Consider the following 25384-nt stretch of genomic DNA (forward strand, 5'->3'; position numbering starts at 1 on the left):
CATGTCAACCGTCACTCCTTTTCATATTGCCATCCCTGTACATAACCTAGCAGAATGTAGAACGTTTTATCGCGATGTATTAAATTGCGAAGAAGGTCGTAGCAGTGATCATTGGGTAGACTTTAATTTATTCGGGCATCAATTAGTAATTCATTACAAACCAAAATCTAACAAAGAAAACCTACATCACAATCCTGTAGACGGCCATGACGTTCCCGTACCACATTACGGAGTAGTATTGCCTTGGGATGTATTCCAACAATTTGCTGAAACCCTTAAAACAAAAGGGATTAAATTCGTTATTGAGCCTTATATTCGATTTGAAGGTTTGGTGGGCGAGCAAGCTACTATGTTCTTTTTAGATCCTGCTGGTAATGCTTTGGAGTTTAAATCATTTAAGGATATGAGTCAGCTATTTGCAAAATAAGGAATTTTGCTTTATTGAAAAGTAATGGTGAAAATTGCGCCTTGATTTACCGCACTTGACACTTCAATCTTGCCTCCCATTTCAGAAACATAATTGGAAATTAGATACAACCCTACTCCTTTGCTATCTTTTGTGGAATGAAAGCGTTGGTTAAGATTAAAAATCTTGCCTTCAACTGTACTCATATCAAATCCGAGGCCATTATCTGTATACACCAACACTTTTTTCCCGCCTACTACGGCGGTAGCAATATTTATTCTTGGTGAAACATCTGGCCTGGCATACTTGATAGAATTTGTAATCAAGTTTAAAAAGATACTCTCCATAAATGTTCTATTAAACAACAACATATCAAAAGCAAGAAAATCGCTCTTTATCTTTACCTGGGAATCATATATTAGAGCACTAATCGAAGATTGCACCACCTGCAAGACTTCTGAGAGTGAAATTTCCTCTTTAGAAGACTCAAGTTCTTCTGTCTGCGTTAAGGAGTCTACATAGCTATTTAAAGAATCCCTAAGCCCTTCTGTAGCATTTCTAATCAAGTTAAATACCTGCAGTGTTTCAGGATCTGTAATCTTATTTAAATCCAAAATATTACACAACGTAAGTAAGTTGTTCACCGGAGATCTTAAATCATGAGAGGTTTTAAAATTTAAATTCTTGAGGTTTTTATTCTTCTTATCCAAAGAAAGTAAATACACTGCACGCTCAGATTCTAATTTTTTCTTGTACGTAATGTTTTTCGCAATGGCGTAAATTAAGTTCTCCCCTGGCAGCGGTATAGAGGTCCAGTCTAACCAAATAATAGCGCCGGACTTACTCACATACCTATTTTCAAAATTCAATAAAGGAAGGCTCTTTTTTAGATTTTCTCTATTGGATGCCGTTCTTAAACGATCATCTTCATGAATAAAGTCACTTATTTCTCTTGAAAACAATTCTTCCTGTGAATATTCTAAAAGATGTATGAATGCCGGATTTACTTTTTTGAAATATCCATCATAACCCGCTATACAAAGCAGATCATGAGAATTTTCAAAGAAAGGTTCCAGACTATACGGCATGAATTCTGATCTATTAGAAAAAAAAATTGAGACTTAAATAATTAAGTCTCAATAGTCAACGAAATACGTTCTATATTATTTTCTGTTTCTATGACGATCACGTGCCAATAGTGTGTTTTTAAGAAGCATTGCAATAGTCATAGGTCCTACTCCACCTGGCACAGGTGTTATAAAACTAGCTTTTTTACTAACATTCTCAAAATCTACATCGCCTGTAATATAGTATCCTTTTTCATAAGAATCATCTGCAACTCTTGTGATACCTACATCTATAATTACCGCATCATCTTTAATCATTTCTGCTTTTAAGAATTTAGGCACTCCTAGTGCAGAAATTACGATATCTGCTTGAGAAATAATTTGAGTAATATTTTTAGTATGGCTATGAGTTAAGGTTACCGTAGAATTTCCTGGCCAGCCTTTTCTTCCCATTAAGATACTCATAGGTCTCCCTACTATATGACTTCTACCAATAACTACGGTATGCTTTCCTTTAGTATCTACATTATATCGTTCTAAAAGTTCTAAGATTCCAAAAGGCGTTGCAGGAATAAAAGTACTCATATCTAGCGCCATCTTTCCAAAATTCATAGGGTGAAAACCATCTACATCTTTATCTGGATCAACCGCTAGTAATACTTTTTGAGTATCTATTTGTGGAGGTAATGGTAATTGTACGATAAAACCATCTATATCCTCATTTTTATTTAATTCTTCAATCTTATTTAAAAGTTCTAATTCTGATGTAGTACTTGGCATTTTCACCAAAGTAGATTCAAAACCAACTTTCTCACAAGATCTCACCTTACTACCTACGTATGTTAAACTAGCCCCATCACTACCCACTAATATCGCTGCCAAGTGAGGAACTTTCTCCCCTTTTTCACGCATTTTTGCTACTTGAACAGCAATCTCTTGTTTAATTTCGTTAGATACTTTTTTCCCGTCTAATATTTCCATGGTATGGGTTGCTTCGTTTATTAAGTCGTTATTTTAGCTTGTCTCTACTTATTGCATGCCTTTCATTGCACCCATCATTTGCATCATCTTTTTGCCGCCACCGCCTTGCATCATTTTCATCATCTTACTCATCTGATCAAATTGTTTTAGCAATTGGTTTATTTCTTGGATAGATCTTCCACTACCTTTAGCAATACGTTTTTTTCTACTGGCATCTAATTTTGCGGGCGTAGCTCTTTCTAACGGAGTCATCGAATGAATAATAGCCTCTACATGTTTAAAGGCATCATCATCAATATCTAAACCTTTCAATGCCTTACCAGCACCAGGAATCATCCCCATAAGATCTTTGATGCTACCCATTTTCTTAATTTGCTGAATCTGACTTAAAAAGTCATCAAAACCAAATTGATTTTTAGCAATTTTCTTTTGAATTTTACGACTCTCCTCTTCATCAAACTGCTCTTGAGCTCTTTCTACAAGTGACACAACATCACCCATCCCTAAGATACGTTCTGCCATACGTGCAGGATAGAAGACATCAATAGCATCCATTTTTTCTCCTGTACCAATAAATTTAATTGGCTTATTTACAACAGATTTAATAGAGATTGCTGCTCCACCACGAGTATCACCATCTAATTTGGTAAGGATAACCCCGTCAAAATTTAAAATATCATTAAAGGCTTTTGCTGTATTTACAGCATCTTGCCCTGTCATAGCATCTACAACAAATAATGTTTCTTGAGGGTTAATTGCTTTATGAATGTTAGCAATTTCATTCATCATCTCTTCATCTACCGCCAAACGACCAGCAGTATCAATGATCACTACATTATGACCATTTGCTTTTGCATACGCAATACCTGCTTTTGAAATAGCTACAGGATCTGTATTGCCGCGGTCAGAGAAAACCTCAACTCCTATTTGATCACCAACTACATGTAACTGATCAACTGCCGCTGGGCGATAAACATCACAAGCTACTAATAATGGCTTTTTAGTTTTTTTAGTTTTTAGGTAACTAGCAAGTTTTCCAGAAAAAGTAGTTTTACCAGAACCTTGTAAACCAGACATTAACACTACAGAGGGGTCTCCAGATAAATTGATTCCTTCCACGTCTCCACCCATCAACTGGGTAAGCTCGTCTTTTACCAACTTCACCATTAACTGACCTGGCTGCAACGCTGTTAAAACGTCTTGACCTAGCGCTTTTTCTTTTACCGTATTGGTAAATTCTTTCGCTATTTTAAAATTGACATCGGCATCTAATAAAGCGCGTCGAACCTCTTTTAAAGTTTCTGCAACATTAATTTCTGTGATTTGACCATGCCCTTTTAGAACATGAAGTGCTTTATCTAACTTTTCGCTTAAATTATCAAACATAGTATTACCTTAATTATCAAGTGCTGCAAATTTAATAATAACAATGGGAAGTCCGAAGTTAGATTGCAAAAATATATGCACAAAAAAAAGGCAGCTTTTTTACAGCTGCCCTTTTTCAAATCTGAAACCTAAATTCTTAGTTACATGTTTTGGTTAAAAGGAGGACTTCTTCTCCTCTTTGTATTTTAAATAAATTATCGGCACATGCTATAACCGTCCATTCACCAACATAATTTGCTAAGGCCATAGAAAGATCATTAAACTTTAACACAGCACCGGATATTTCCCAATTACCCTCTTCAACTACTTCTTCATTGGCATTGTACACATGAATGTTCTCATTAGAGAAATCTATATCTAGCGCATCAAAGAAAGTACCATCAAGATTTGTGATCGTCCATCTGCAAGATTGAATGACATCATAAATATACGCCTCTTCACAAACGGTGCTAAGATCTTCACAATCTCTTAGCAACACATTCTCATAAATTAACTCGTTCTCGTTATAAATTTCAATACTTAATTGGGCATTAGAACTTCCAGTAATCTTCCATCTTTCAGCAATCAACTCTTGGTTTATATTGTAGAACACAATAGAATTATTAACTATGGCCCAAGTGGCATAGGTGTCTATCTCAAAAAATTCCCCATTGTCATCTACAAATTTTACAGCTCCATTTTCTAAAAACTTAATAGTATATAATCCAATACTTGAACTACTAGGAACAGCAAACTTCCATTTACATTGTTCTAGTACAACCTCTAGTTCCTCATTTGAATTGCCCTCTGGTACGTCACAATCTTTTTTAAGAATAATTCGATCTCCATCACTTTCAAAAAGCTTTATTCTCCCCGCTTCCAATTCGTATACAGACCATTCTAATGAAAAATCTACAAGCTCATAAATTTCTAAGTTCAATAAAACACCATCATCATTAGCACTTGTGCTCCAAGTACCTTCAAAAAGATTCCCTAAGCTGCTATACACTTTTACAGTACCATCTGCCTTAAAATTCATGGTATAAGAAAAATATTGTTCTGTTTGATATTGATTATATCTTTTAACTTCTTTTACTAAAAAGCCGCAGTCTATTAAATAAGCATCTAATTCTTCCTTGCTAAAATCATCATCATTGTAATCATCATCATCATCCTCATCACAAGAATCTTTCGCATTGTTTAAGGCCAGTGCTAACGCTTCGGTAGAATTTACTGTTATTATCGTTTCATCATATGATTTTAAGGAAACAGGGAAATTTAAACTTACCACATCGTTATCCCCTAAATCCTTGAAGAAAAATCTTAATTCTTTATCACTTTCTACAGCAACACTTCCTGTTTGCTGGCTATTTGTATCGTAGGTAAAAAAGGTTAATGGATACACAAAATCAATACATTCTATATCATCATCAGCACCATTCTCAATACAGTCTTTTGCTAATTCTTCTAAAGCAGCCGCATTTGAAATTTCAATTTCGGTATAATCTGATAAGATAATTTTTATAGGAAAAACAATAGTAAGTAGGTCACTATCATCTTCTAATTGATCAAAAATAGTTTCAATTAATTTTAAATCTTCTATAGAATCTATCCTTAGTTCTAAGCCATTCACTAAAACGCTATATGGAAATTGTACCGCTAAACAACTAGCGCCATCTACGATATTATCATAGGAACCATCGTTAGCAGACGCATCTATAATTAACTTAGCAGTGCTAGAACTTGCTGTAATTGTTGACTGTTCTTCCGAATCTGGAAGCTCTTCAAATTCTTCTTGACAAGAAGAAATAAATAATGCACTTATCAATAGGCCTATAAATGCAAAATTTTTAAACACATTTTTCATAATGATTTGGTTTTTTGTTATTATACCATTAAAACAACTCACGTTTTAAAAACCCTACCAAAACTTTTAATTATTTTTAAAATACCTTTGAAAAATACTTTTTGATAATTGATTGATGGATACACCAAAACAAAACGTTTGTGAGGAACAAGTTTATAATGAATTATTTAAAACCAATTCTAAAACGGTTTTTAACTACCTATATTATAAATACGGAAACGAAGAGAAAGCCTATGATGTTGTACAAGAAGCATTTATAAAACTTTGGGAAAATTGTAAGAAAGTTGCTCCAGAAAAAGCGAAGTCGTTCGTATATACGGTTGCTAATAATTTGTATTTAAATGTACTTAAGGCCGAAAAAGTGCGCTTTAAGCATGCTAAAGAAACGTTAGAAGTTACTCATGAGTCTCCTGAATTTCTTTTGGAAGAAAAACAATTTAAATTAAAATTAGAACAAGCCTTATCAGATTTACCAGAAAACCAACGTAGTACTTTTTTGTTGAATAGAATTGATGGAAAAAAATATAAAGAGATTGCGGAGCTGGAAGGAGTTAGTGTCAAAGCCATTGAAAAAAGAATGCATTTAGCATTGAAATCATTGCGGGAAAAAATTGACGGAATCTAAATTTGTCGAATGGTGGATTAATATTAATAAAAATAGTAGGGTTTTTGCCCTGCAGAGTGTTATAGCTATATAAAGCATAAATTATGCAAGAAAATTACTTAGCCAAATGGCTGAACAACGAATTAACGGATGCTGAACTCGAGGCTTTTAAAAAGTCTGACGAGTATGCTTCGTACAAAAAAATTGCTACTGTTTCTAGCTCCCTAGAAACGCCTGAATTTGATATTGAAAAGGCATTTGCTGAAAATAAACTAGCTCGTAAAACCACAAAAGGAAAAGTTGTAAAGCTTAACCCTTCAAAGATATTTACGCGTATAGCGGCGGCTATCGTGCTATTTATTGCCGGAGCTTATTTCTTTATGAATACCAATGAACATGTAGAAACAGCCCTAGCACAAACAGAACTTATTACTTTACCAGATGCTTCAGAAGTGGTTTTAAATGCAGATTCACAAATGGATTATAGCATCAAAAACTGGGACCAAAAAAGGCACCTTACCCTTAATGGGGAAGCTTATTTTAAAGTGGCCAAAGGGAAAAAATTCACAGTAGAAACTTCTTCCGGAACCATTCAAGTCTTAGGAACTCAATTTAATGTTACTAATAGGCCTAATTATTTTAAAGTTACCTGCTTTGAAGGCTTAGTTAGCGTTACGTATAAAAACAAGACACTGAAATTACCAGCAGGAACTTCATTCCTAGTTTTGAATGATAAAATTATTCCTACAGAAGCACCTAAAACAGATAAGCCTTCTTGGATCACCAACGAAAGTACCTTTACCAGTATTCCATTAAACTTTGTTTTAGCAGAACTAGAACGTCAATATAATGTTACAATAAGCTCTAGTTCTATAAATACGAACACCTTGTTCACAGGAACTTTCACCAATAAAAATATAGATTCGGCATTAAAAAGTATCTGTGTTCCAAATAACATAACATATACTTTAGAGGGGAATAAAGTGATTTTGCATGCTAAAAACGCTGAGTAGTATAGTAACTATATTTTTAATTGCCGTTATATTTCTCTCCTCCTTAAAAATCTCGGGGCAGGAAAATAGGGCTGCACAGGTTTCGCTTAGAACGTATTTAAATCAACTAGAAGAAACCTTTTCTGTAAAATTTTCATTCGCAGACAACACCATTAATGCCTTTTCTATTGTTCCTCAAGAATTCAATAAACTTGAAGCCGCCATACATTATATTGAAACAGAAATATCCTTAGATTTAAAAAAAATAGACAATAGATACTATACTATTTCCAAAAAGGTAATTTCTATTTGCGCGAAAGTTCTAGATAATTTTGAGCAAAACACCTTACACAATGCCACGATTAAAGTTTTAGAACAAGGTATAACTACCATTACAGATGACACTGGGGCTTTTTATTTAAGTAACATCCCTAAAAGCTCTATTCTTGAAATTAGACATGTAGGTTTTAAACCCCTGTTTATAAAAGCAGAAGAATTAGACCAGGAAGGGCCTTGTCAAATTATAGCATTAGCTCAAAATATTCAACAATTAGATGAAGTTATTATCTATAAGTTTTTAACTACTGGATTAGAAAAACAAGATGATGCCAGTATTGTATTACATACTGACAATTTTGGAATTCTCCCTGGTTTAATAGAACCCGATGTTCTACAAACCGTACAAGCACTACCCGGAATAAAAAGTATTGACGAAACCGTTTCTGATATTAATGTTCGTGGCGGTACCAATGACCAAAACTTGATACTCTGGGAGGGTATAAAAATGTATCAATCTGGACACTTCTTTGGCTTAATATCTGCATTCAACCCCTATTTAACGGATAAAGTCACTCTGATAAAAAATGGTTCAAGTGCCGCTTACGGAGATGGAGTTAGTAGTATTTTGGACATGCGAACAAAGAATACGATTACCGACGAATTATATGGTGGCGCAGGGATTAATTTATTAAGTGGTGATGTCTACGGTCAAATTCCGCTTAAAGAAAATCTGGCATTTCAATTTTCAGGAAGACGTTCTATCACAGATCTTTTAAACACTCCTACGTACAACCAGTTTTATGAAAGAGCTTTTCAGGATACTGAAATTAAAGGCAATGAACCTGAACAAGAAAATATAGCTAGAAGCGAAGACTTCTATTTTTATGATTTTACGGGTAAACTATTATATGATATTTCACAGAAACATAAAGCACGTGTAAGCTTTATTGCCATCAATAATTTATTAGAATATACCGTTTTAAATACCAACACTCAAGAAACAACCAATAGTAAACTAATGCAAACCAATTTTTCTATCGGCGGTTATTTAGAAAGCACATGGAATTCTAATTTCTCTACACAGCTAAATGCGTATTACACCTCTTACCATTTAGATTCTGAAAATTTCAATTCAGAAAACGATCAACAGTTACTTCAAAATAACGAAGTATTAGAAACTGCCATTCAACTCACATCTAACTACCATTTCTCTGAACAATTGGCTTGGAAAAATGGATATGATTTTAAAGAAGTGGGAATTATAAATTTTACGAATGTAACGCAACCCCCATTCCGAAGTAATATAAAAGGGGTTATTAGAACGCACGCCCTATTTTCAGAACTTACCTACGCCTCTGAAAATAAAAAACTTTGGGCCAGAGCGGGCTTACGCGCAAACTACGCAGAAAATTTAGGCACTTTTGAAAAGCTTATTTTAGAACCACGGCTAAACCTAAATTACAAATTAGCCCGCAACCTTAAGGTAGATTTACAAGGCGAATTTAAAAACCAGACCACCAACCAGGTTATTGATTTAAAACAAAATTTTCTAGGAATTGAAAAACGAAGATGGGTTTTAGCAAATGAAGAAGACCTACCAATTACCAGAAGCAAACAAGTTTCGTTGGGCGTCAATTACGATAAAAATAAAATCTATATTGGCATAGAAGGGTTTTATAAATATGTTAATGGTATTAGCACCACCACTCAAGGGTTTCAAAATGAAGATCAATTTAATGGTGAAATTGGAACCTACGCTGCTAGAGGAGTCGAATTCTTAATCAACCACAAAACAAAGAATCTAAGTAACTGGCTAACCTATACCTATAATAAAAATGATTATACGTTTGATTTATTGAACCCCAGTACATTTCCTAATAATTTAGACATTAGACATACCATCACTTTTGCGAGCACCTATACGTATGAACATCTAAAGTTAGGCCTTGGCCTTAACCATAGAACCGGAAGGCCCTATACCAAGCCTCAAGAAAATGGAAACGCCATAAATACCTTAGTTTTTCCGAATACTATAAATTACGAAGATGCCAATAATAGTAGATTACCAGCATACTTGCGCATAGATGCCTCTGCAATTTATAATTTTAAAATAAATCAAAATATAAAAGCATCTGTAGGCGCATCGCTGTTAAACATATTAGACCATAAAAACATCCTGAATAGATATTACCGCTTAAATGACCAAGATGAAATAGAAACTGTGGAGAGTGTTTCATTAGGAATTACTCCTAATTTTAGTTTCCGAATGTTCTTCTAATTAGACCTCAAAAGGTTTCTGGAAATCAAAATTCAGCATCTTTCTCAAAATCAAATATATTTCAGGAAACTCTTGCCTAAATTCTAAAGGAGTTTCTACATAATTTTCTACAGCAACAGCAAAAAACTCTTGAACATTTGTTTTACTATAGGCTCTAAAATAAGTGCTTTCTTCAAATTTTTGTTGAAATAAAGTAGAACTGTACACGGAGGCTAGTAGATCCATATGCTTTCTAAAATTCCTATTCTCAGGATTACGCTCTAACACAGCATTAAAGCTTAAAGCATGGGCAAACTCATGAACTCCTAGATTTTTATTATCATTAGGGATCTCAAACCCTTGCTTTACATGTTCTGCAGAAAAAACAATGGTTTTTAAACCTGGATTGTATTCGCCGATATGGTTCTGACGGTTAAGTTTAGAAAAATATTGATTTGGATAAATGATTACCCGCTCTATAGCGGGAATCTTATATCTTTTTAAGCCTAAGGTTAAAATAGTAGCCGTAGCACTTAAAAGCAACGCCATATCTTCTTGTCGCGGCGTTAAACCATGAAATACAAATTGCTTATCTCTTCTAAACCGAAGTAATCGATACTCAAATTTTTGCTTCTGATTATTTGATAGCTTTTTATAGACTGGAAAATTATTAAGAATAATTTTCTTTTCTGAAATGGTTAACGGGTCTAATTCCGTGAAATATATGCGATAAGCATAACGTAAAATATATAAGAAATATGCCGCTATTACAATGATAGCAAAAACAGGTACCCACATATTTCTTACTTTAATTTACATGCGTTGAGGAACTTCTATTCCTAATAATTTAAAAGAAGACTGTATAACATCACTCACCTTTTTAGACAATTGCACTCTAAATGCTTTCTTAGCCGCATCTTCCTCTCCTAAGATAGATACATTCTGGTAAAATGAGTTAAACTCTTTCACCAAATCATACGTATAATTAGCAACCAATGCTGGACTATAGTTAGCTGCTGCCAATTGAATGGTCTCTGGATACCCTTGTAATTGTTTAATTAATTCTTTTTCTTTTGCATGAAGTTCTTTCAAGCCATCAAAACCATTCAACTTTAATTCATCTGCCTTGCGTAGAATAGATTGTATTCTTGCATAGGTATACTGAATAAACGGACCTGTATTTCCTTGAAAATCTACGGATTCTTCCGGATTAAATAAGATGCGCTTTTTAGGATCTACCTTTAAAATGTAATATTTTAATGCCCCCAAGCCAATCATTTTATATAAATCTTGCTTTTCATCAGCAGAATAATCTTCGAGCTTTCCTAATTCTTGAGAAATTTCGCCCGCAGTAGTTGTCATATCTTGCATTAAATCATCTGCATCTACAACAGTACCCTCTCTACTTTTCATCTTTCCACTTGGCAAATCTACCATCCCATAACTCAAATGGAATAAATTCTCTGACCAAGAGAAACCTAATTTCTTTAAAATTAAAAACAACACTTTAAAATGATAATCTTGCTCATTCCCAACGGTATACACCATACCACTAACATCAGGATGGTCTTTTACACGTTGTATAGCCGTACCAATATCTTGAGTCATATAGACTGCCGTACCATCTGAACGCAATACAATCTTTTCATCAAGACCTTCGTCTGTCAAATCTATCCAAACACTACCATCTTCTTTTTTAAAGAAAACTCCTTTTTCTAAGCCAGCAGCAACAACATCTTTTCCTAGTAAATACGTGTCACTCTCATAATATAAGGTATCAAAATCTACTCCTAAATTCTTATAAGTAACTTCAAAACCCGCATACACCCATTGGTTCATAGTTTTCCAAAGCGCTACAACATCCTCATCTCCAGCTTCCCATTTTAGAAGCATTTGTTGTGCTTCTACTAAAATTGGCGCTTCTTTTTCTGCAACTTCTTTAGCCGTTCCATTAGCTATTAAAGTAGCAACCTCTTCCTTATAAGCTTTATCAAAGGCTACATAGTAGTTTCCCACCAACTTATCACCTTTTAATCCTGCACCTTCTGGTGTTTCTCCTTTACCAAATTTTTGCCAAGCCAACATACTTTTACAAATATGTATTCCTCGATCATTGATAATTTGAGTTTTATATACTTTTTTTCCTGATGCTTTTAATATTTCCGCAACAGAATAACCTAATAAATTATTTCTGATATGCCCTAAATGCAAGGGTTTATTTGTATTTGGTGAAGAATATTCTACCATAACAGCGTTTGCCGTATCTGGAGCTACATGACCAAAAGTTGTATTCGCATCAATCGTTTTAAAATCTGCCAAGTAATATGCGTCGCTAATTACCAGATTTAAGAATCCTTTGATTACATTAAACCCAATAATTTCCTCAACTTGCGCTACTAAATAAGCACCAATATCATTTCCTATCTGTACCGGATTACCTTTTACAACACGTAACATTGGGAATACAACGATCGTGATATCGCCCTCAAAATCTTTACGTGTTGGTTGAAATTCAACCGATGGTAATTCTGCTTTAAATAATGTTGAAACCGCTTCTTTTACCTTAGTTTCTAATACGTTCTGGATATTCATGATTATTTGACTTATCAATCTGCAAAACTAAACATTTTTTGTCCTTTTAATAGTATATTAAGACTTAAACAACTCCTAATTGCGTAACTTTATAAGAAAAATTGCATCATGGTAGATATACAAAAAGTAATTGCGCAACTAAGTTCTTCTCGTTTAAGGCAGATAGCAGTATCAATAGCTACTTTTTTCAATGAGATTATAGCATCATTTTGCAAAGACGACAACGATTCATCTGGTAAGAAAGTTCAATACATAGCGCAACGTGTTGATGGCAGAAAAGTTCCTGTAAACAGAAAACTCTAATCTATGCTTGTTAATGTATCCTACAATAACAAAGAAATTACCCGCAAAGTAGATAAACTAGTAGGTAAGCCTTTTACGCTAAAAGAGCGGTGGGCTATGAAAGGAATTGGCTCTCCTAAGCTATTTATTACGGAAACAAGCATTGAAATACGTAATCTATTACTTCTAGATAACAATACAGATTCTTGCAACGTAGAGTTGCGACCAAAGGGAATCATTGTTCGCTTTAGATCATTGTTAGAAACTTTTGCTTTAGTAATTCCATATTACAAACTCACCATTTACAAAGGAGATTTTGCGGTATATTCTATTTACAAAGATCATTATTTCATTAAAGTGAAATCTGACACCAAAGCAATCCAAAATTATTTTAAAAAAATCCTCGATTTTAAAATCGAAAATACCCCCACTTCTATAACAGATCTTTAAAACTACCCTATGAAAATACTTCTCACTGGCGCAAATGGCTATATTGGCATGCGATTATTGCCACAGCTTTTGGAGTTAGGTCATGAGGTAGTATGTGCTGTACGTAATGAGCGCCGCTTATCTGTAGATAAAGAAACTAGAGCACAAATAGAAGTTATAGAATTAGATTTACTAGAAGATTTTTCGTCTGGAAAAATACCAAAAGATATAGATATTGCTTACTTCTTAATACATTCTATGAGTTCTTCTACTCAAGATTTTGATAAACAAGAAGCCATAACAGCACACAATTTCAATGCTTATTTAGCAGAAACAACTGTGCAACAAGTAATTTACTTAAGCGGAATAGTTAATGACACAGAACTATCCAAACATTTAAGTTCTAGAAAAAATGTTGAAGACATTCTCTACCATGGGAATTTTAATCTTACCGTTTTAAGAGCCGGAATAATTGTTGGATCAGGGAGTTCCTCTTTTGAGATTATCCGTGATTTATGTGAGAAATTACCCTTTATGATTACTCCAAAATGGGTACTGACAAAAACACAACCTATTGCCATAAGAGATGTAATCTCCTACCTAACAGGCGTAATTGGTCATAAAGAAACGTATAACGATTCTTTCGATATTGCGGGCCCTGATGTACTCACCTATAAAGAAATGCTTCACCAGTACGCAAAAGCTAGAGGTTTTAAAAATTGGATTGTTACGGTACCAATCATGACTCCAAAACTATCTTCCTACTGGTTATATTTTGTTACGTCTACTTCTTACAAGCTTGCTATTAATCTTGTAGATAGTATGAAAATGGAAGTTGTTGCAAAAGATCAGCGTCTTCAAGACCTATTAGAAATAACTCCTTTCTCCTACATGGAGGCTATAGACATGGCGTTCAAAAAAATTGAACAGAATTTAGTAGTGAGTAGCTGGAAGGATAGTATGATTAGTGGGCGTTTCAGAAAAAATTTAGAAAAACATATACAAGTTCCCAAATACGGTGTCCTTACCGATAAAAAATCAATGAAAGTTGATGATCCTGAATTAGCATTGCAGAACATCTGGAAAATTGGCGGCGAAACAGGTTGGTACTATGCCAATTGGTTGTGGAAACTAAGGGGTTTTATGGACAAACTCTCTGGCGGTGTTGGGTTGCGCCGCGGAAGAACACATCCAGACAGGATTTATACGGGTGACGCCCTTGATTTTTGGCGCGTTTTACTTGCCGATAAAAAAAATAAACGCTTGCTTTTATTTGCAGAAATGCGCTTACCAGGAGAAGCTTGGTTAGAATTTGAAATTGACGAAAGTAATGTGTTGCACCAAACTGCGACATTTAGACCTCGCGGACTTCGCGGTAGGCTCTATTGGTATAGTGTGCTACCTTTTCACTTTTTTATTTTTGGAGGAATGCTTCGAGGAATTGCGACTAAAAATAACATCTAATTTGGCACCTAAAGCACGCACAAAAAACCCATTACTACCATTTTCTATTGGTATATTATTGCTATTATCCCTAATTGCTTTTTTCGCTACAGAAAGCAGCTATAATATCATCAGTGATTGGTCTTTATGGGTACGCACCTATTTTGGGTATTTCTATTTATACTTAGGCTTAGCCTGTGTCTTTTTCTTACTTATTATTGCTTTTTCTCCCATAGGCAAAATAAAATTGGGCAAAGAAGATGCAAAGCCAGAATATTCTTTATGGTCGTGGATAGCTATGCTGTATAGCGCAGGAATGGGCGCAGGAATCTTATTAAGAGCAGTACAGGAGCCTATTTATATGCAACAAAATCCACCGTACGCCTCAAATTTAGCTCCAGAAATTCTTGCCTTAGAATTCACATTTTACCAATGGGGTTTTACAGCATGGGCATTTTATGGTTTGTTTGCAATGGTCATAGCATATGCATTATTTGTCCGAAAGAAGAAGACCTTAATTAGCGAAACGGTTTCTAATACCTTACCTAACAAAAAACTGTTATACGGAATTGACATCCTGACCATACTCACCACCATTTTTGGATTAATTGCAGCGGTAGGTCTAGGAACCACCCAAATTAAAGGAGGTATCAATCATGTATTTAAGGGAGATTTTGATTTGAGTCTAACTATAGGCCTTACCACCATAATTGTTATTATAGCCGCCTATAGTGCCTGGATGGGTGTAAATAAAGGAATTAAGATGATATCAAAATTAAATATTATTACAGCCCTAAGTATTCTTGTATTTACGTTTGTTTTTAGTGATATACCATTAATTCTAAGTAACTTTTTCAGTGCCACCTATCACTATATACTAGATTTCATCCCTATGAGTTTAGCTTTGGGAAGTTATAACCCTGGAATGAATTTCTTATCTGATTGGACATTTTATTATTGGGCATTTTGGCTGGCATGGGCACCATTTACTGGAATATTTATTGCTAGAATATCAAAAGGAAGAACGCTTAGACAGCTTTTATTAGGGGTATTAATTATTCCTTCTTTAGGAACTTTTTTCTGGTTTGCGGTATTTGGATCCTCTGCTTTTGAACTTGTGGAAACATGGGGAAGTTATAACAATGAGTTTGGAAATGTTTTTTCTTCCATTTTCGTGTTTCTCGAAAATTATCCTTTTGCCTTTATGCTAAATATGGTGACTCTTTTTCTACTGGCTAGCTTTCTAGTAACCTCTGTAGATTCTGCGGTATTTGTATTGAGTATGTTTACGGATAGTGGCAAAAAGAACCCGAGTAAAAAACACAGATTATTATGGTCTGCAATTATTCTGATTGCCACTATAGCATTATTAGTTTTAGGGAATGTAAAACCTGAAATTGATGTACTTACCGCCGTTCAAAAACTATTAATTATTACCTCTTTGCCTTTTGCTTTTTTTAGCATTTTTATGGCACGGGTATTCTTAAAAGATATTTTGAAGAAAAAGTAATTCTTTATTTTTTAGGTAAAAACACTTCTGCCATCATACAACGTGCACTACCACCACCACAAGTTTCTATCGTATCTAAAGAACTGTGAATAATTTCACAATGTGCATTAATTGCTTTTAGTTGATCTGCTGTTAAACTAGTATAGGCCGCAGAACTCATGACCAAATAGCGCTTATTATCTCCTCCTAATACTTGAAGCATATTCCCTGCAAACTGGTGCATCTGTTGTTCTGTGATTCTTATAATCTCTTTGCCATCATTATGAAGGTGATCTAAAACACTTTTACGCTCTTTTTTATCATCAATAGTATCAGAACATATGATTGCGAACGTTTCCCCTAGAGCCATCATTACATTGGTATGATAGATAGGCATACGTTTACCGTCTACGGATTGATTGGCCGTGAAAATTACAGGGAAATAATCGAAATCTTCGCAGAACTCAATAAATAGCTCTTCATCTGCTCTGTCTGACAATGCACAGTAAGCTTTTTTATTTAATCGATCTAAACAGATACTACCGGTTCCTTCTAAAAAGAAATCATCGTCTTCTGCCGAAGTATAATCAACAATATCATTTATTTTAAAACCTTCTGCCTCTAAAATATCCAAGACATCTTCACGACGCTCGTTTCTTCTATTCTCTGCAAACATTGGATACAGACCAACGATACCTTCTTTATGAAATGAAATCCAATTATTTGGAAAGATAGAATCAGGAGTATCCGGACTCAAAGTATCGTCAACCACGACCACGTGTATCCCTTTATCTCTTAAAGCTACAACAAAAGCATCAAATTCTACTTGCGCTTTTTTATTAATTTCTACATTTTTAAGATCAAGATCTTCTTGAAAAAAATTATTTACAGCCGTCTGCTCATTCATACGAAAAGCGACAGGTCTAATCATTAAAATAGTGTTGGTAACTTGCATAAATTTCCTTAATATATCTTGTAAAATTATACTTTTAAGTGCATTTTCTTATTGAAATTCACTTAATTTATTCCCGAATTAAAGGCATCGTACTGCAGCGTAATAATCCCTCTTGTTTAGAAATCTCGGCATACGGTATTTCTTCTACCGTGAAGCCTTTTTCTCTTAACCAAGTATTTAATCTCGTAAAATTCTTTTCTGAAACTATGACCTCTTGAGAAATTGAAAATACATTGCTAAACATATTGTACATCTCATCGCTCGTAACTTCAAAAACGTTTTCTTTTCCAAAATAATCTAGCAACCACTGGTATTCTTCTTCTATTAGAAAACCATTTTTATGCAAGATGGCTTTGTCTTTTCCTATAGGTTGAAAACAACAATCTAGGTGTAATGCATTTTCTCTTGCATTGGTTGACTTTCTAAGCTCAAAAGCTTTTACGGTCTTATGAGGGAAAAGTTCCGTAATATGTTCTACCGCAATCTTATTTGTTCTTGCCGTAATATGATGCGAATAGTTTTCAGCGGTGTAGGTTCCTATAAAAATATAATCATTCCAAGGCATTACATCACCACCCTCAATATGGGCTTCTTCTGGAAGCTGAATTACTTTTGCTGGATCTATTTGAGAAATAACATCTCCTATAGCTAAATACTCTTCCTCTCTGTCTGGTAATATATTGGCCTTAAAGAAGAAGTCATCAATGACAAAGGCTATATCTCTTGAAAAGATTTGATTACAATCTTTCAAAATTTTTGGTCTAAAAACCTGAACATCGTGTTTTTTCAAAACGTGTTCAAAAGCATCCATTTCCAATATCATATCTGCTTCTACAGGATAAGTTTCTGCTAAGATATGTTCTAGTGATTTTGGATCGTAAGCTTCTTCTGGTTTTGGAGTAGGTCCACAACTTTTAGCAGTTCCTAAAATGACTGCCTTTAGTTTTGAAGTTTCATCCTTAATGTTCAAATCAAGCATAAAAAATATAAATTGAATAATTAATAATTATTGAGCGCAAAAATAAGAATCTAATAATAAAAAACTGCCTTTTTGTAAAAAACAAAAAGGCAGTTTAGAATTATATTATTTTAAGAAAATTTATCTCTTTTCTACCGGAACAAAAGATCTTAAGTTTTCTCCAACATATACTTGTCTTGGACGACCTATTGGCTCTCCATTTAATCTCATTTCTCTCCATTGAGCAATCCAACCCGGAAGTCTACCTAGAGCAAACATTACTGTAAACATTTCTGTTGGGATTCCTAATGCTCTGTAAATTATTCCTGAATAAAAATCTACATTAGGATATAGTTTTCTATCTACAAAATATTGATCTTCTAATGCTTCCTTCTCTAAACCTTGAGCAATAGATAAAATTGGATCTTCAATACCTAAATCACCTAAAACTTCATCCGCTGCTTTTTTGATGATTTTAGCACGAGGATCAAAGTTTTTATATACTCTATGACCAAAGCCCATCAATCTAAAAGGATCTTCTTTATCTTTTGCTTTAGCCATGTACTTCTTAGTATCACCACCATCAGCTTCAATTGCTTCTAACATTTCTAATACTGCTTGGTTAGCACCTCCATGAAGTGGTCCCCATAATGCAGAGATACCTGCAGATAATGATGCAAACAAACCAGCATGAGAAGAACCTACTATACGTACTGTAGAAGTAGAACAGTTTTGCTCGTGGTCTGCATGTAAGATTAGAAGCTTATCTAAGGCGTCAATAATAGTTTTATCTTTTTTATATTCTTGATTAGGCTTCTTGAACATCATTTTATGAATATTCTCAACATACCCTAAAGAGTCATCTCCGTAATCTAATGGCAATCCTTTTTTCTTACGTAAAGTCCAAGCTACTAAAACTGGGAATTTAGCCATAATACGAACTATTGCCCAATACATTTCTTTCTCAGAACTTACATTTACAGAACTTGGATTAAAAGCTATCAATGCACTTGTTAAAGAAGATAATACACCCATTGGATGTGCTGACTTAGGAAAACCATCTAAGATTTTTTTCATTTCCTCATCTACATGAGACTCAGATTTTATATCTGAATGAAATTTCTCTAGTTGTTCTTTATTAGGAAGTTCTCCGAATATTAGTAAATAAGCAACTTCTAAAAAGTCTGCTTTTTCTGCTAATTCTTCAATTGAATATCCACGGTAACGCAATATTCCTTTTTCACCATCAAGGAAGGTTATAGCACTTTCACAAGAGCCTGTATTTTTGTAGCCTGGATCAATTGTGATCATTCCAGTTACTGCTCTTAAACTTTTGATATCTATTGCTAATTCTTCCTCTGTACCTTTTATAACAGGGAATTCATAAGTATTCCCTTTGTATTCTAATATAGCTTTGTCTGACATGTGTTTTTTTAACTTTTAGTACTCCGTAAATTTAAGAAAAAGGCGTGCCATTAACAATTCAAAAAAAATCATTTATTGTATTATTAACAAATAAAGAATTCTTTTGCTTATTTTGAACAAATAGAGACCAAAGTCTACTATATCGTTATAGCATAAAGAAATTTATAATATTCATCGACGCTTTTATCCCAGGTAAAGCGCTCTTTTTTTGCATTCGCTTTAATTTTTTTCCATTGAGGTTTATCATTTAAGAAAATATCTAACACCAAATCAAAAGAATCTACCATGTTTCTAATTTTCTCATCGGTAGTTGTCCCATCAAAACTAAAGCCTGTTTTTAAATGTTGAACGGTATCTTTTAACCCTCCTGTGTGATGAACTAGACAAGGATGTCCATTTCTCATAGCGAGCATTTGACTTATTCCGCAAGGTTCAAATAGGCTAGGCATAAAGTAAAGATCGGACTCTAAATAGATGCTATCGATTAGATCTTCTGACTGGCCATTCGTGAAAATAAAATTCTTGTGCTTGTAGCTAATTTCGCGAAACATTTCCTCATATTCCGGAGCACCTGTTCCTAACAACATAAATACACCATTGACCTTCGCTAACTTTTCTAAGATCTTAATAAAAGCTTCTGGAGAATGTTTAATATAATAAAACTTCTGCTCTGTTAGTCTAGCTACACTAGACACAATAAAATCTGGCTTATGCTCTACATAGTCCATTATCTTCTCACCCGTATGCGCTAAAAAGTCATACTTATATTTCTTTGATTCTTCTTGTAACCAACCAAATAAAGCTCTTATAATATTACGATATAGCCTGCCTTTTTCAGCAGCCCTAATATTATTATAATTGGAGCCATTGAGAATACCAAATAACCGACCTTCTAAGTCCGCATTTTGCAAATCCGCCTCTAAACTCTCTCCTCCAATAAAATCTGGTGGATTACTTGGCACCAAAATATCCTCTTTATAAGACGGAGACACTGTATGCACCGCATCTGCAAGCCGTACCCCTACAGCCATTAGGTTGATGCAATCCCAATACCTATGGTCTCTTAAATTATCATAATCGATAGGAATTTCCGGAAAGAAGTTCTGAATAGACGAATAATTACCTCCAAAAGGTCTTATGCCTTGTATCGCCAAATTGTGAATGGTATACACAAAGCGTAATTGCTTAAGTTTTTCATAAGATGGATGGTATTTCCTTAAAAACAAAAGTAAGCTTGAATGCCAATCATGCAGATGAACAATATCTAAATCACCAAATGCGTTTTGGTTTACAGCTTCTGCTACAGCTGTACAGAATATAAAATATTTTACAGCATCATTGAAAAAAGGCTCCGTAGGATCATTATGATAAATATGCGCAATATCACCTGGTTGAATTTCAGGATGATGAATTACATAATGTGTTAAATTTTCAAAGTCCTTTTTAGGTTGAACTCTATACAATTCTGCCGTATAATCTTGCCCTCTTAATTGAAAATTTAAATGCATAAGGAAAACGCCATCCTTATGAAGCCTTGAATATGCGGGAACCACAATATGGGCACTATCACCCTTCCGTGAAATTTGACGCGGAACATCTCTGACCACATCACCCATTCCACCTGCTTTACATTTAGGTATAGCATCATTTTCAGCGGCAACAAAAAGAAAATTATTCATTTAGGAGGATATTGCATTAGAATCTATGTTCAAGATAATTATTTAATTCCTATAATAATTCATAGATTAAAATTTTCTCAAAAAAAAAGCCTTTCTAAATTAGAAAGGCTTTAAATAATTATAAAATTACTTCTTTAGCTTAAAAGCTTTATCCTTCGGATAGTAAGCAACACTACCTAACTCTTCTTCAATTCTTAACAATTGATTGTATTTTGCCATACGATCAGATCTCGAAGCAGAACCGGTCTTAATTTGACCTGTATTCAAGGCTACAGCCAAATCTGCAATTGTATTATCTTCTGTTTCTCCTGAACGGTGAGACATTACTGAAGTATAACCTGCATTTTTAGCCATATTTACTGCAGCAATTGTTTCTGTTAAGGTACCAATCTGGTTTACTTTAATCAAAATAGAATTTGCTATTCCATTTTCAATCCCTTTAGAAAGACGCTCTACATTAGTTACAAATAAATCATCACCCACTAATTGAACTTTATCGCCAATCTTTTCTGTTAAAGATTTCCAACCATCCCAGTCATTTTCATCCATACCATCTTCGATAGATATGATTGGGTATTTAGCCGCTAAATCTGCTAAGTATTGTGCTTGCTCTTCAGAAGTTCTAATAACCCCTGTATCACCTTCAAATTTAGTATAATCGTATTTTCCGTCTACATAAAACTCAGCTGCAGCACAATCTAAAGCGATCATTACGTCATCCCCAAGTTTGTATCCTGCTTTATCTACTGCTTTTGCAATAGTATCTAAAGCATCTTCTGTACCTCCGGCTAAATTTGGTGCAAAACCACCTTCATCACCAACCGCAGTACTTAAACCTCTGTCATGTAATACTTTTTTAAGATTATGGAAAATTTCAGTTCCCATTTGCATTGCATGAGAAAAACTTTCTGCCTTAACTGGCATTACCATAAATTCTTGAAATGCAATAGGAGCATCTGAGTGCGATCCACCGTTGATAATATTCATCATAGGAACTGGTAATGTATTAGCACTAACCCCACCAATATATCTATATAAAGGCATACCTAATTCTTCTGCCGCTGCTTTTGCAACCGCTAAAGAAACACCTAAAATAGCATTAGCACCCAATTTTGATTTATTTGGCGTTCCATCTAATTCAATCATTGTTTGATCGATAAGATTTTGCTCAAAAACAGACATTCCGATAATTTCTTCTGCTATATCAGTATTTACATTAGCAATAGCTTTTGTAACACCTTTACCCATAAAAGCTTTACCTCCATCACGAAGTTCAACAGCTTCATGTTCTCCAGTTGATGCTCCAGAAGGAACCGCAGCTCTTCCCATTACACCATTTTCAGTAAACACATCTACTTCTATAGTAGGGTTACCTCTTGAATCTAAAATCTGTCTTGCATGAATGCTAATTATGATACTCATATATTTTTATATTTTAATGTTGAAATACACAGCAAATATACAAAAGTAAGGTGTTAGAAAACGCCCTCAATCCCTTAAAAACTGTGACAAATAACCTTTATTTAAACTATAACGTTTTAGTTGGCTTTAACTTTAATCATATCAAAAAACTGATCAAATAAATATTCTGCATCATGAGGTCCAGGGCTCGCTTCTGGATGATATTGAACAGAAAATACATTCTTAGCATTCATTTTAATTCCTGCTACAGTTTTATCATTCAGATGTACATGGGTAATATCAATCGCTGTATTAGCCTCTGTTTCTTCTCTATTAATAGCGAAGCCATGATTCTGGGAAGTAATTTCCCCCTTACCTGTAATTAAATTCATAACGGGATGGTTAATTCCCCTATGACCATTATGCATTTTATAGGTTGAAATACCATTAGCCAAGGCAATAACTTGATGTCCTAGACATATTCCGAACAAAGTTTCATCATTTGCTATGATATCTTTAGCTGTTTGAATCGCGTCTGTTAGTGGCTCAGGATCACCTGGGCCATTAGAAATGAAATATCCGTCTGGTTCAAAATCTTGCATTTCTTTAAAAGAAGTATTGTATGGATATACTTTTATATAAGCACCTCTTTTAGCTAAGTTTCTAAGAATATTCTTTTTGATCCCAATATCTAAGGCTGATATTTTTACTGGGGCATTCTCATCACCATAGAAATAAGGTTCTTTAGTAGAAACTTTAGAAGCCAATTCTAAACCTTCCATACTAGGAATGTTTTTCAATTGCTCCTTTAGACCATCAATATTATCAACCTCTGTTGAGATAACTGCATTCTGTGCTCCGTTGTCACGAATATAACTCACAAGAGCTCGTGTATCAACGTCAGATATCGCAAACAATTTATTATTATCTAAAAATTCTTCTAAACTTAGGTCTGCTATAGCTCTAGAAAAAGTATAGCTAAAGTTTTTACAAATTAAACCAGATATTTTAACACTATCAGATTCAATTTCTTCAGAATTGGTTCCATAATTTCCAATATGGGCATTGGTTGTCACCATCAATTGACCAAAATAAGATGGATCCGTAAATATTTCTTGATACCCCGTCATTCCAGTGTTAAAACACACTTCCCCGAATGCTGTTCCTTCTTTATCACCTACTGCTTTACCATAAAAAATAGTTCCATCAGCTAATAAAATAAGAGCTTTTTTTCTAGTTTGATACTTCATTTTTAGGAATTATATTAAATATTTTACAAAATAACACAAAAAAAAGGATAAGCTTTTCAACTTATCCTTTTCTAATATTAATACTTATAAACCATCTTATTCTTCTGAACTTTCTGGTTGATTAGTTTCTTGAGAAGCCTCAGCCGCCGGAGCGTCCGATTTCTTAGCCTTTCCTCTTCTAGTAGTTTTCTTAGCTGGAGTTTTAGAAGCATTGTAAAGCTCATTAAAATCTACCAACTCGATCATCGCCATATCAGCGTTATCTCCTAAACGAGTACCTAACTTAATAATTCTAGTATAACCACCTGGACGGTCAGCTATTTTTTCTGCTACCGTACTGAATAACTCAGTTACAGCATATTTATCTCTAAGGTTCTTGAAAACAACACGTCTATTGTGTGTTCCTTTCTCAGTAGTCTGATTATTCTCAGTCTTAGCCTTAGTGATCAATGGCTCAACAAACTGCTTTAAAGCTTTAGCCTTTGCTACAGTTGTGTTTATTCTTTTGTGTTCGATAAGAGAACAAGCCATATTTGCAAGCATTGCAACTCTATGCGCCTTCTTTCTACCTAAGTGATTAACTTTTTTACCGTGTCTCATTACTTTATTCTATTTTCTTCCTTATCCGAGATTTTCTCTTCCAACAGAAGTAAAATTAATCTTTATCTAATTTATATTTTGACAGATCCATACCGAAACTTAAACCTTTATTGATTACAAGTTCTTCAAGCTCTGTTAATGACTTTTTACCGAAGTTTCTAAACTTCATTAAATCATTTTTATTAAAAGAAACTAAGTCTCCTAGAGTATCTACTTCCGCAGCTTTCAAACAATTTAGAGCACGAACCGAAAGATCCATATCTACTAATTTTGTTTTTAATAACTGACGCATGTGTAGGGACTCTTCGTCATAAGTTTCAGTTTGTGCAATTTCGTCAGCTTCTAAAGTGATACGCTCATCAGAGAATAACATAAAGTGGTGTATTAAAACCTTAGCACCTTCTGTTAAAGCATCCTTTGGAGCAATAGAACCATCAGATTCAATTTCGAAAACTAATTTTTCGTAATCGGTCTTTTGTTCTACACGGAAGTTTTCAATACTATATTTTACATTCTTAATAGGTGTAAAGATAGAATCAATAGCTATCGTACCAATTGGAGCACCAGACTTCTTATTTTCCTCTGCAGGAACATAACCTCTACCCTTTTCAATAACTAACTCCATATTGAAGTTAACTTTAGCATCCATATTACAGATTACTAGATCAGGATTAAGTACTTGAAATCCAGAAATAAATTTTTGAAAATCCCCTGCTGTAAGTTGGTTTTTACCACTTACCGAAACAGAAACAGTTTCAGAATCTACATCTTCAATTTGTCTTTTAAAACGAACTTGCTTAAGGTTTAGAATAATTTCAGTTACATCTTCTACGATACCAGATATAACAGAGAATTCATGCTCTACTTTATCTACGCGAATAGAGGTAATTGCAAAACCTTCTAAAGAAGATAGTAATACTCTTCTTAAAGCATTTCCAACAGTCAATCCATAACCAGGTTCCAAAGGGCGGAATTCAAACTTCCCTTCGAAATCTGTCGAATCAATCATTATAACTTTATCGGGTTTTTGAAAATTAAATAATGCCATAATTGGATCAGTGTT

General features: G+C 34.2%; 22 protein-coding genes. 8 read left to right on the forward strand and 14 right to left on the reverse strand.

Going from position 1 to position 25384, the window contains the following annotated elements; translation table 11 throughout:
* Position 1 precedes the first annotated feature (1 nt).
* A complete protein-coding gene (locus BLQ19_RS04755; RefSeq protein WP_029445366.1) occupies positions 2-427 on the forward strand; it encodes a VOC family protein in 426 nt (141 codons plus the stop codon).
* Positions 428-438: 11 nt separating this feature from the next.
* Here BLQ19_RS04755 and BLQ19_RS04760 read toward each other — a convergent pair whose 3' ends face one another.
* From BLQ19_RS04760 to BLQ19_RS04775, 4 genes are all read right to left on the reverse strand, one after another.
* Positions 439-1494, reverse strand: a complete 1056-nt coding sequence (locus tag BLQ19_RS04760) for a PAS domain-containing sensor histidine kinase (protein WP_074537579.1) — start codon at positions 1492-1494, stop codon at positions 439-441.
* 75 nt (positions 1495-1569) lie between these two features.
* Positions 1570-2454: a bifunctional 5,10-methylenetetrahydrofolate dehydrogenase/5,10-methenyltetrahydrofolate cyclohydrolase gene (locus tag BLQ19_RS04765; protein WP_024479390.1), complete on the reverse strand. Its 885-nt coding sequence runs from the start codon at positions 2452-2454 to the stop codon at positions 1570-1572.
* Positions 2455-2502: 48 nt separating this feature from the next.
* A complete protein-coding gene (ffh, locus tag BLQ19_RS04770) occupies positions 2503-3840 on the reverse strand; it encodes a signal recognition particle protein (RefSeq protein WP_024479389.1) in 1338 nt (445 codons plus the stop codon).
* Positions 3841-3976: 136 nt separating this feature from the next.
* Entirely contained in the window at positions 3977-5686 is a 1710-nt protein-coding gene (locus BLQ19_RS04775; protein ID WP_074537580.1) for a hypothetical protein, read from the reverse strand.
* A 115-nt stretch (positions 5687-5801) separates the two neighbouring features.
* Between BLQ19_RS04775 and BLQ19_RS04780 the strand changes: the two genes are divergently transcribed.
* The 3 genes from BLQ19_RS04780 to BLQ19_RS04790 all read left to right on the forward strand — a co-directional run bounded on the left by BLQ19_RS04780 (position 5802) and on the right by BLQ19_RS04790 (position 9839).
* Positions 5802-6311 carry an RNA polymerase sigma factor gene (locus tag BLQ19_RS04780; RefSeq protein ID WP_074537581.1) on the forward strand — a complete coding sequence of 170 codons (510 nt, stop codon included), beginning with the start codon at positions 5802-5804 and terminating at the stop codon, positions 6309-6311.
* An 83-nt stretch (positions 6312-6394) separates the two neighbouring features.
* On the forward strand, positions 6395-7303 hold the full coding sequence (locus BLQ19_RS04785; RefSeq protein ID WP_074537582.1) for a FecR family protein: 909 nt from the start codon (positions 6395-6397) through the stop codon (positions 7301-7303).
* On the forward strand, positions 7284-9839 hold the full coding sequence (locus BLQ19_RS04790; protein WP_074537583.1) for a TonB-dependent receptor: 2556 nt from the start codon (positions 7284-7286) through the stop codon (positions 9837-9839). Before BLQ19_RS04785 ends, BLQ19_RS04790 begins: the two co-directional genes overlap by 20 nt.
* On the opposite strand, the gene BLQ19_RS04795 is transcribed toward BLQ19_RS04790, so the two are convergent.
* Positions 9840-10616, reverse strand: a complete 777-nt coding sequence (locus BLQ19_RS04795; RefSeq protein ID WP_074537584.1) for a zinc-dependent peptidase — start codon at positions 10614-10616, stop codon at positions 9840-9842. It abuts the gene before it with no gap.
* Positions 10617-10631: 15 nt separating this feature from the next.
* Positions 10632-12410, reverse strand: coding sequence for an arginine--tRNA ligase (argS, locus tag BLQ19_RS04800; RefSeq protein WP_029447989.1), 1779 nt, complete (start codon positions 12408-12410; stop codon positions 10632-10634).
* A 108-nt stretch (positions 12411-12518) separates the two neighbouring features.
* Here argS and BLQ19_RS04805 point away from each other — a divergent pair, with 108 nt between their 5' ends.
* Genes BLQ19_RS04805 through BLQ19_RS04820 form a run of 4 tightly spaced genes read left to right on the forward strand, consistent with a single transcriptional unit; the run spans position 12519 to position 16074 of the window.
* The gene (locus tag BLQ19_RS04805) at positions 12519-12713 is read left to right on the forward strand and encodes a hypothetical protein (RefSeq protein WP_024479382.1); all 195 of its coding nucleotides are present in this window, start codon (positions 12519-12521) and stop codon (positions 12711-12713) included.
* Positions 12714-12716: 3 nt separating this feature from the next.
* Entirely contained in the window at positions 12717-13142 is a 426-nt protein-coding gene (locus BLQ19_RS04810; protein ID WP_024479381.1) for a hypothetical protein, read from the forward strand.
* A gap of 9 nt (positions 13143-13151) precedes the next feature.
* Positions 13152-14585 carry an SDR family oxidoreductase gene (locus BLQ19_RS04815; RefSeq protein ID WP_074537585.1) on the forward strand — a complete coding sequence of 478 codons (1434 nt, stop codon included), beginning with the start codon at positions 13152-13154 and terminating at the stop codon, positions 14583-14585.
* Between the two features lies 1 nt (position 14586).
* The gene (locus BLQ19_RS04820) at positions 14587-16074 is read left to right on the forward strand and encodes a BCCT family transporter (RefSeq protein WP_083332189.1); all 1488 of its coding nucleotides are present in this window, start codon (positions 14587-14589) and stop codon (positions 16072-16074) included.
* A gap of 4 nt (positions 16075-16078) precedes the next feature.
* Here the strand turns inward: BLQ19_RS04820 and ctlX are convergent, their stop codons facing one another.
* From ctlX to BLQ19_RS04860, 8 genes are all read right to left on the reverse strand, one after another.
* A complete protein-coding gene (ctlX, locus tag BLQ19_RS04825) occupies positions 16079-17008 on the reverse strand; it encodes a citrulline utilization hydrolase CtlX (RefSeq protein WP_074537586.1) in 930 nt (309 codons plus the stop codon).
* Positions 17009-17075: 67 nt separating this feature from the next.
* Positions 17076-17987, reverse strand: a complete 912-nt coding sequence (locus BLQ19_RS04830) for a dimethylarginine dimethylaminohydrolase family protein (protein ID WP_074537587.1) — start codon at positions 17985-17987, stop codon at positions 17076-17078.
* A 120-nt stretch (positions 17988-18107) separates the two neighbouring features.
* The gene (locus tag BLQ19_RS04835; protein WP_074537588.1) at positions 18108-19391 is read right to left on the reverse strand and encodes a citrate synthase; all 1284 of its coding nucleotides are present in this window, start codon (positions 19389-19391) and stop codon (positions 18108-18110) included.
* A gap of 137 nt (positions 19392-19528) precedes the next feature.
* Positions 19529-21070, reverse strand: a complete 1542-nt coding sequence (locus BLQ19_RS04840) for a glycogen synthase (RefSeq protein WP_074537589.1) — start codon at positions 21068-21070, stop codon at positions 19529-19531.
* Positions 21071-21196: 126 nt separating this feature from the next.
* On the reverse strand, positions 21197-22492 hold the full coding sequence (eno, locus tag BLQ19_RS04845) for a phosphopyruvate hydratase (RefSeq protein ID WP_024479374.1): 1296 nt from the start codon (positions 22490-22492) through the stop codon (positions 21197-21199).
* A gap of 116 nt (positions 22493-22608) precedes the next feature.
* A complete protein-coding gene (gene carA, locus BLQ19_RS04850; protein WP_029445352.1) occupies positions 22609-23721 on the reverse strand; it encodes a glutamine-hydrolyzing carbamoyl-phosphate synthase small subunit in 1113 nt (370 codons plus the stop codon).
* 96 nt (positions 23722-23817) lie between these two features.
* Positions 23818-24321 (reverse strand): 50S ribosomal protein L17, encoded by a 504-nt coding sequence (rplQ, locus tag BLQ19_RS04855; RefSeq protein WP_024479372.1) that lies wholly within the window; start codon positions 24319-24321, stop codon positions 23818-23820.
* Between the two features lie 55 nt (positions 24322-24376).
* Entirely contained in the window at positions 24377-25369 is a 993-nt protein-coding gene (locus BLQ19_RS04860; protein ID WP_025614031.1) for a DNA-directed RNA polymerase subunit alpha, read from the reverse strand.
* Between the last annotated feature and the right edge of the window lie 15 nt (positions 25370-25384).

The sequence above is a fragment of the Cellulophaga baltica genome, from assembly GCF_900102165.1.
GTDB classification, from domain to species: domain Bacteria; phylum Bacteroidota; class Bacteroidia; order Flavobacteriales; family Flavobacteriaceae; genus Cellulophaga; species Cellulophaga baltica.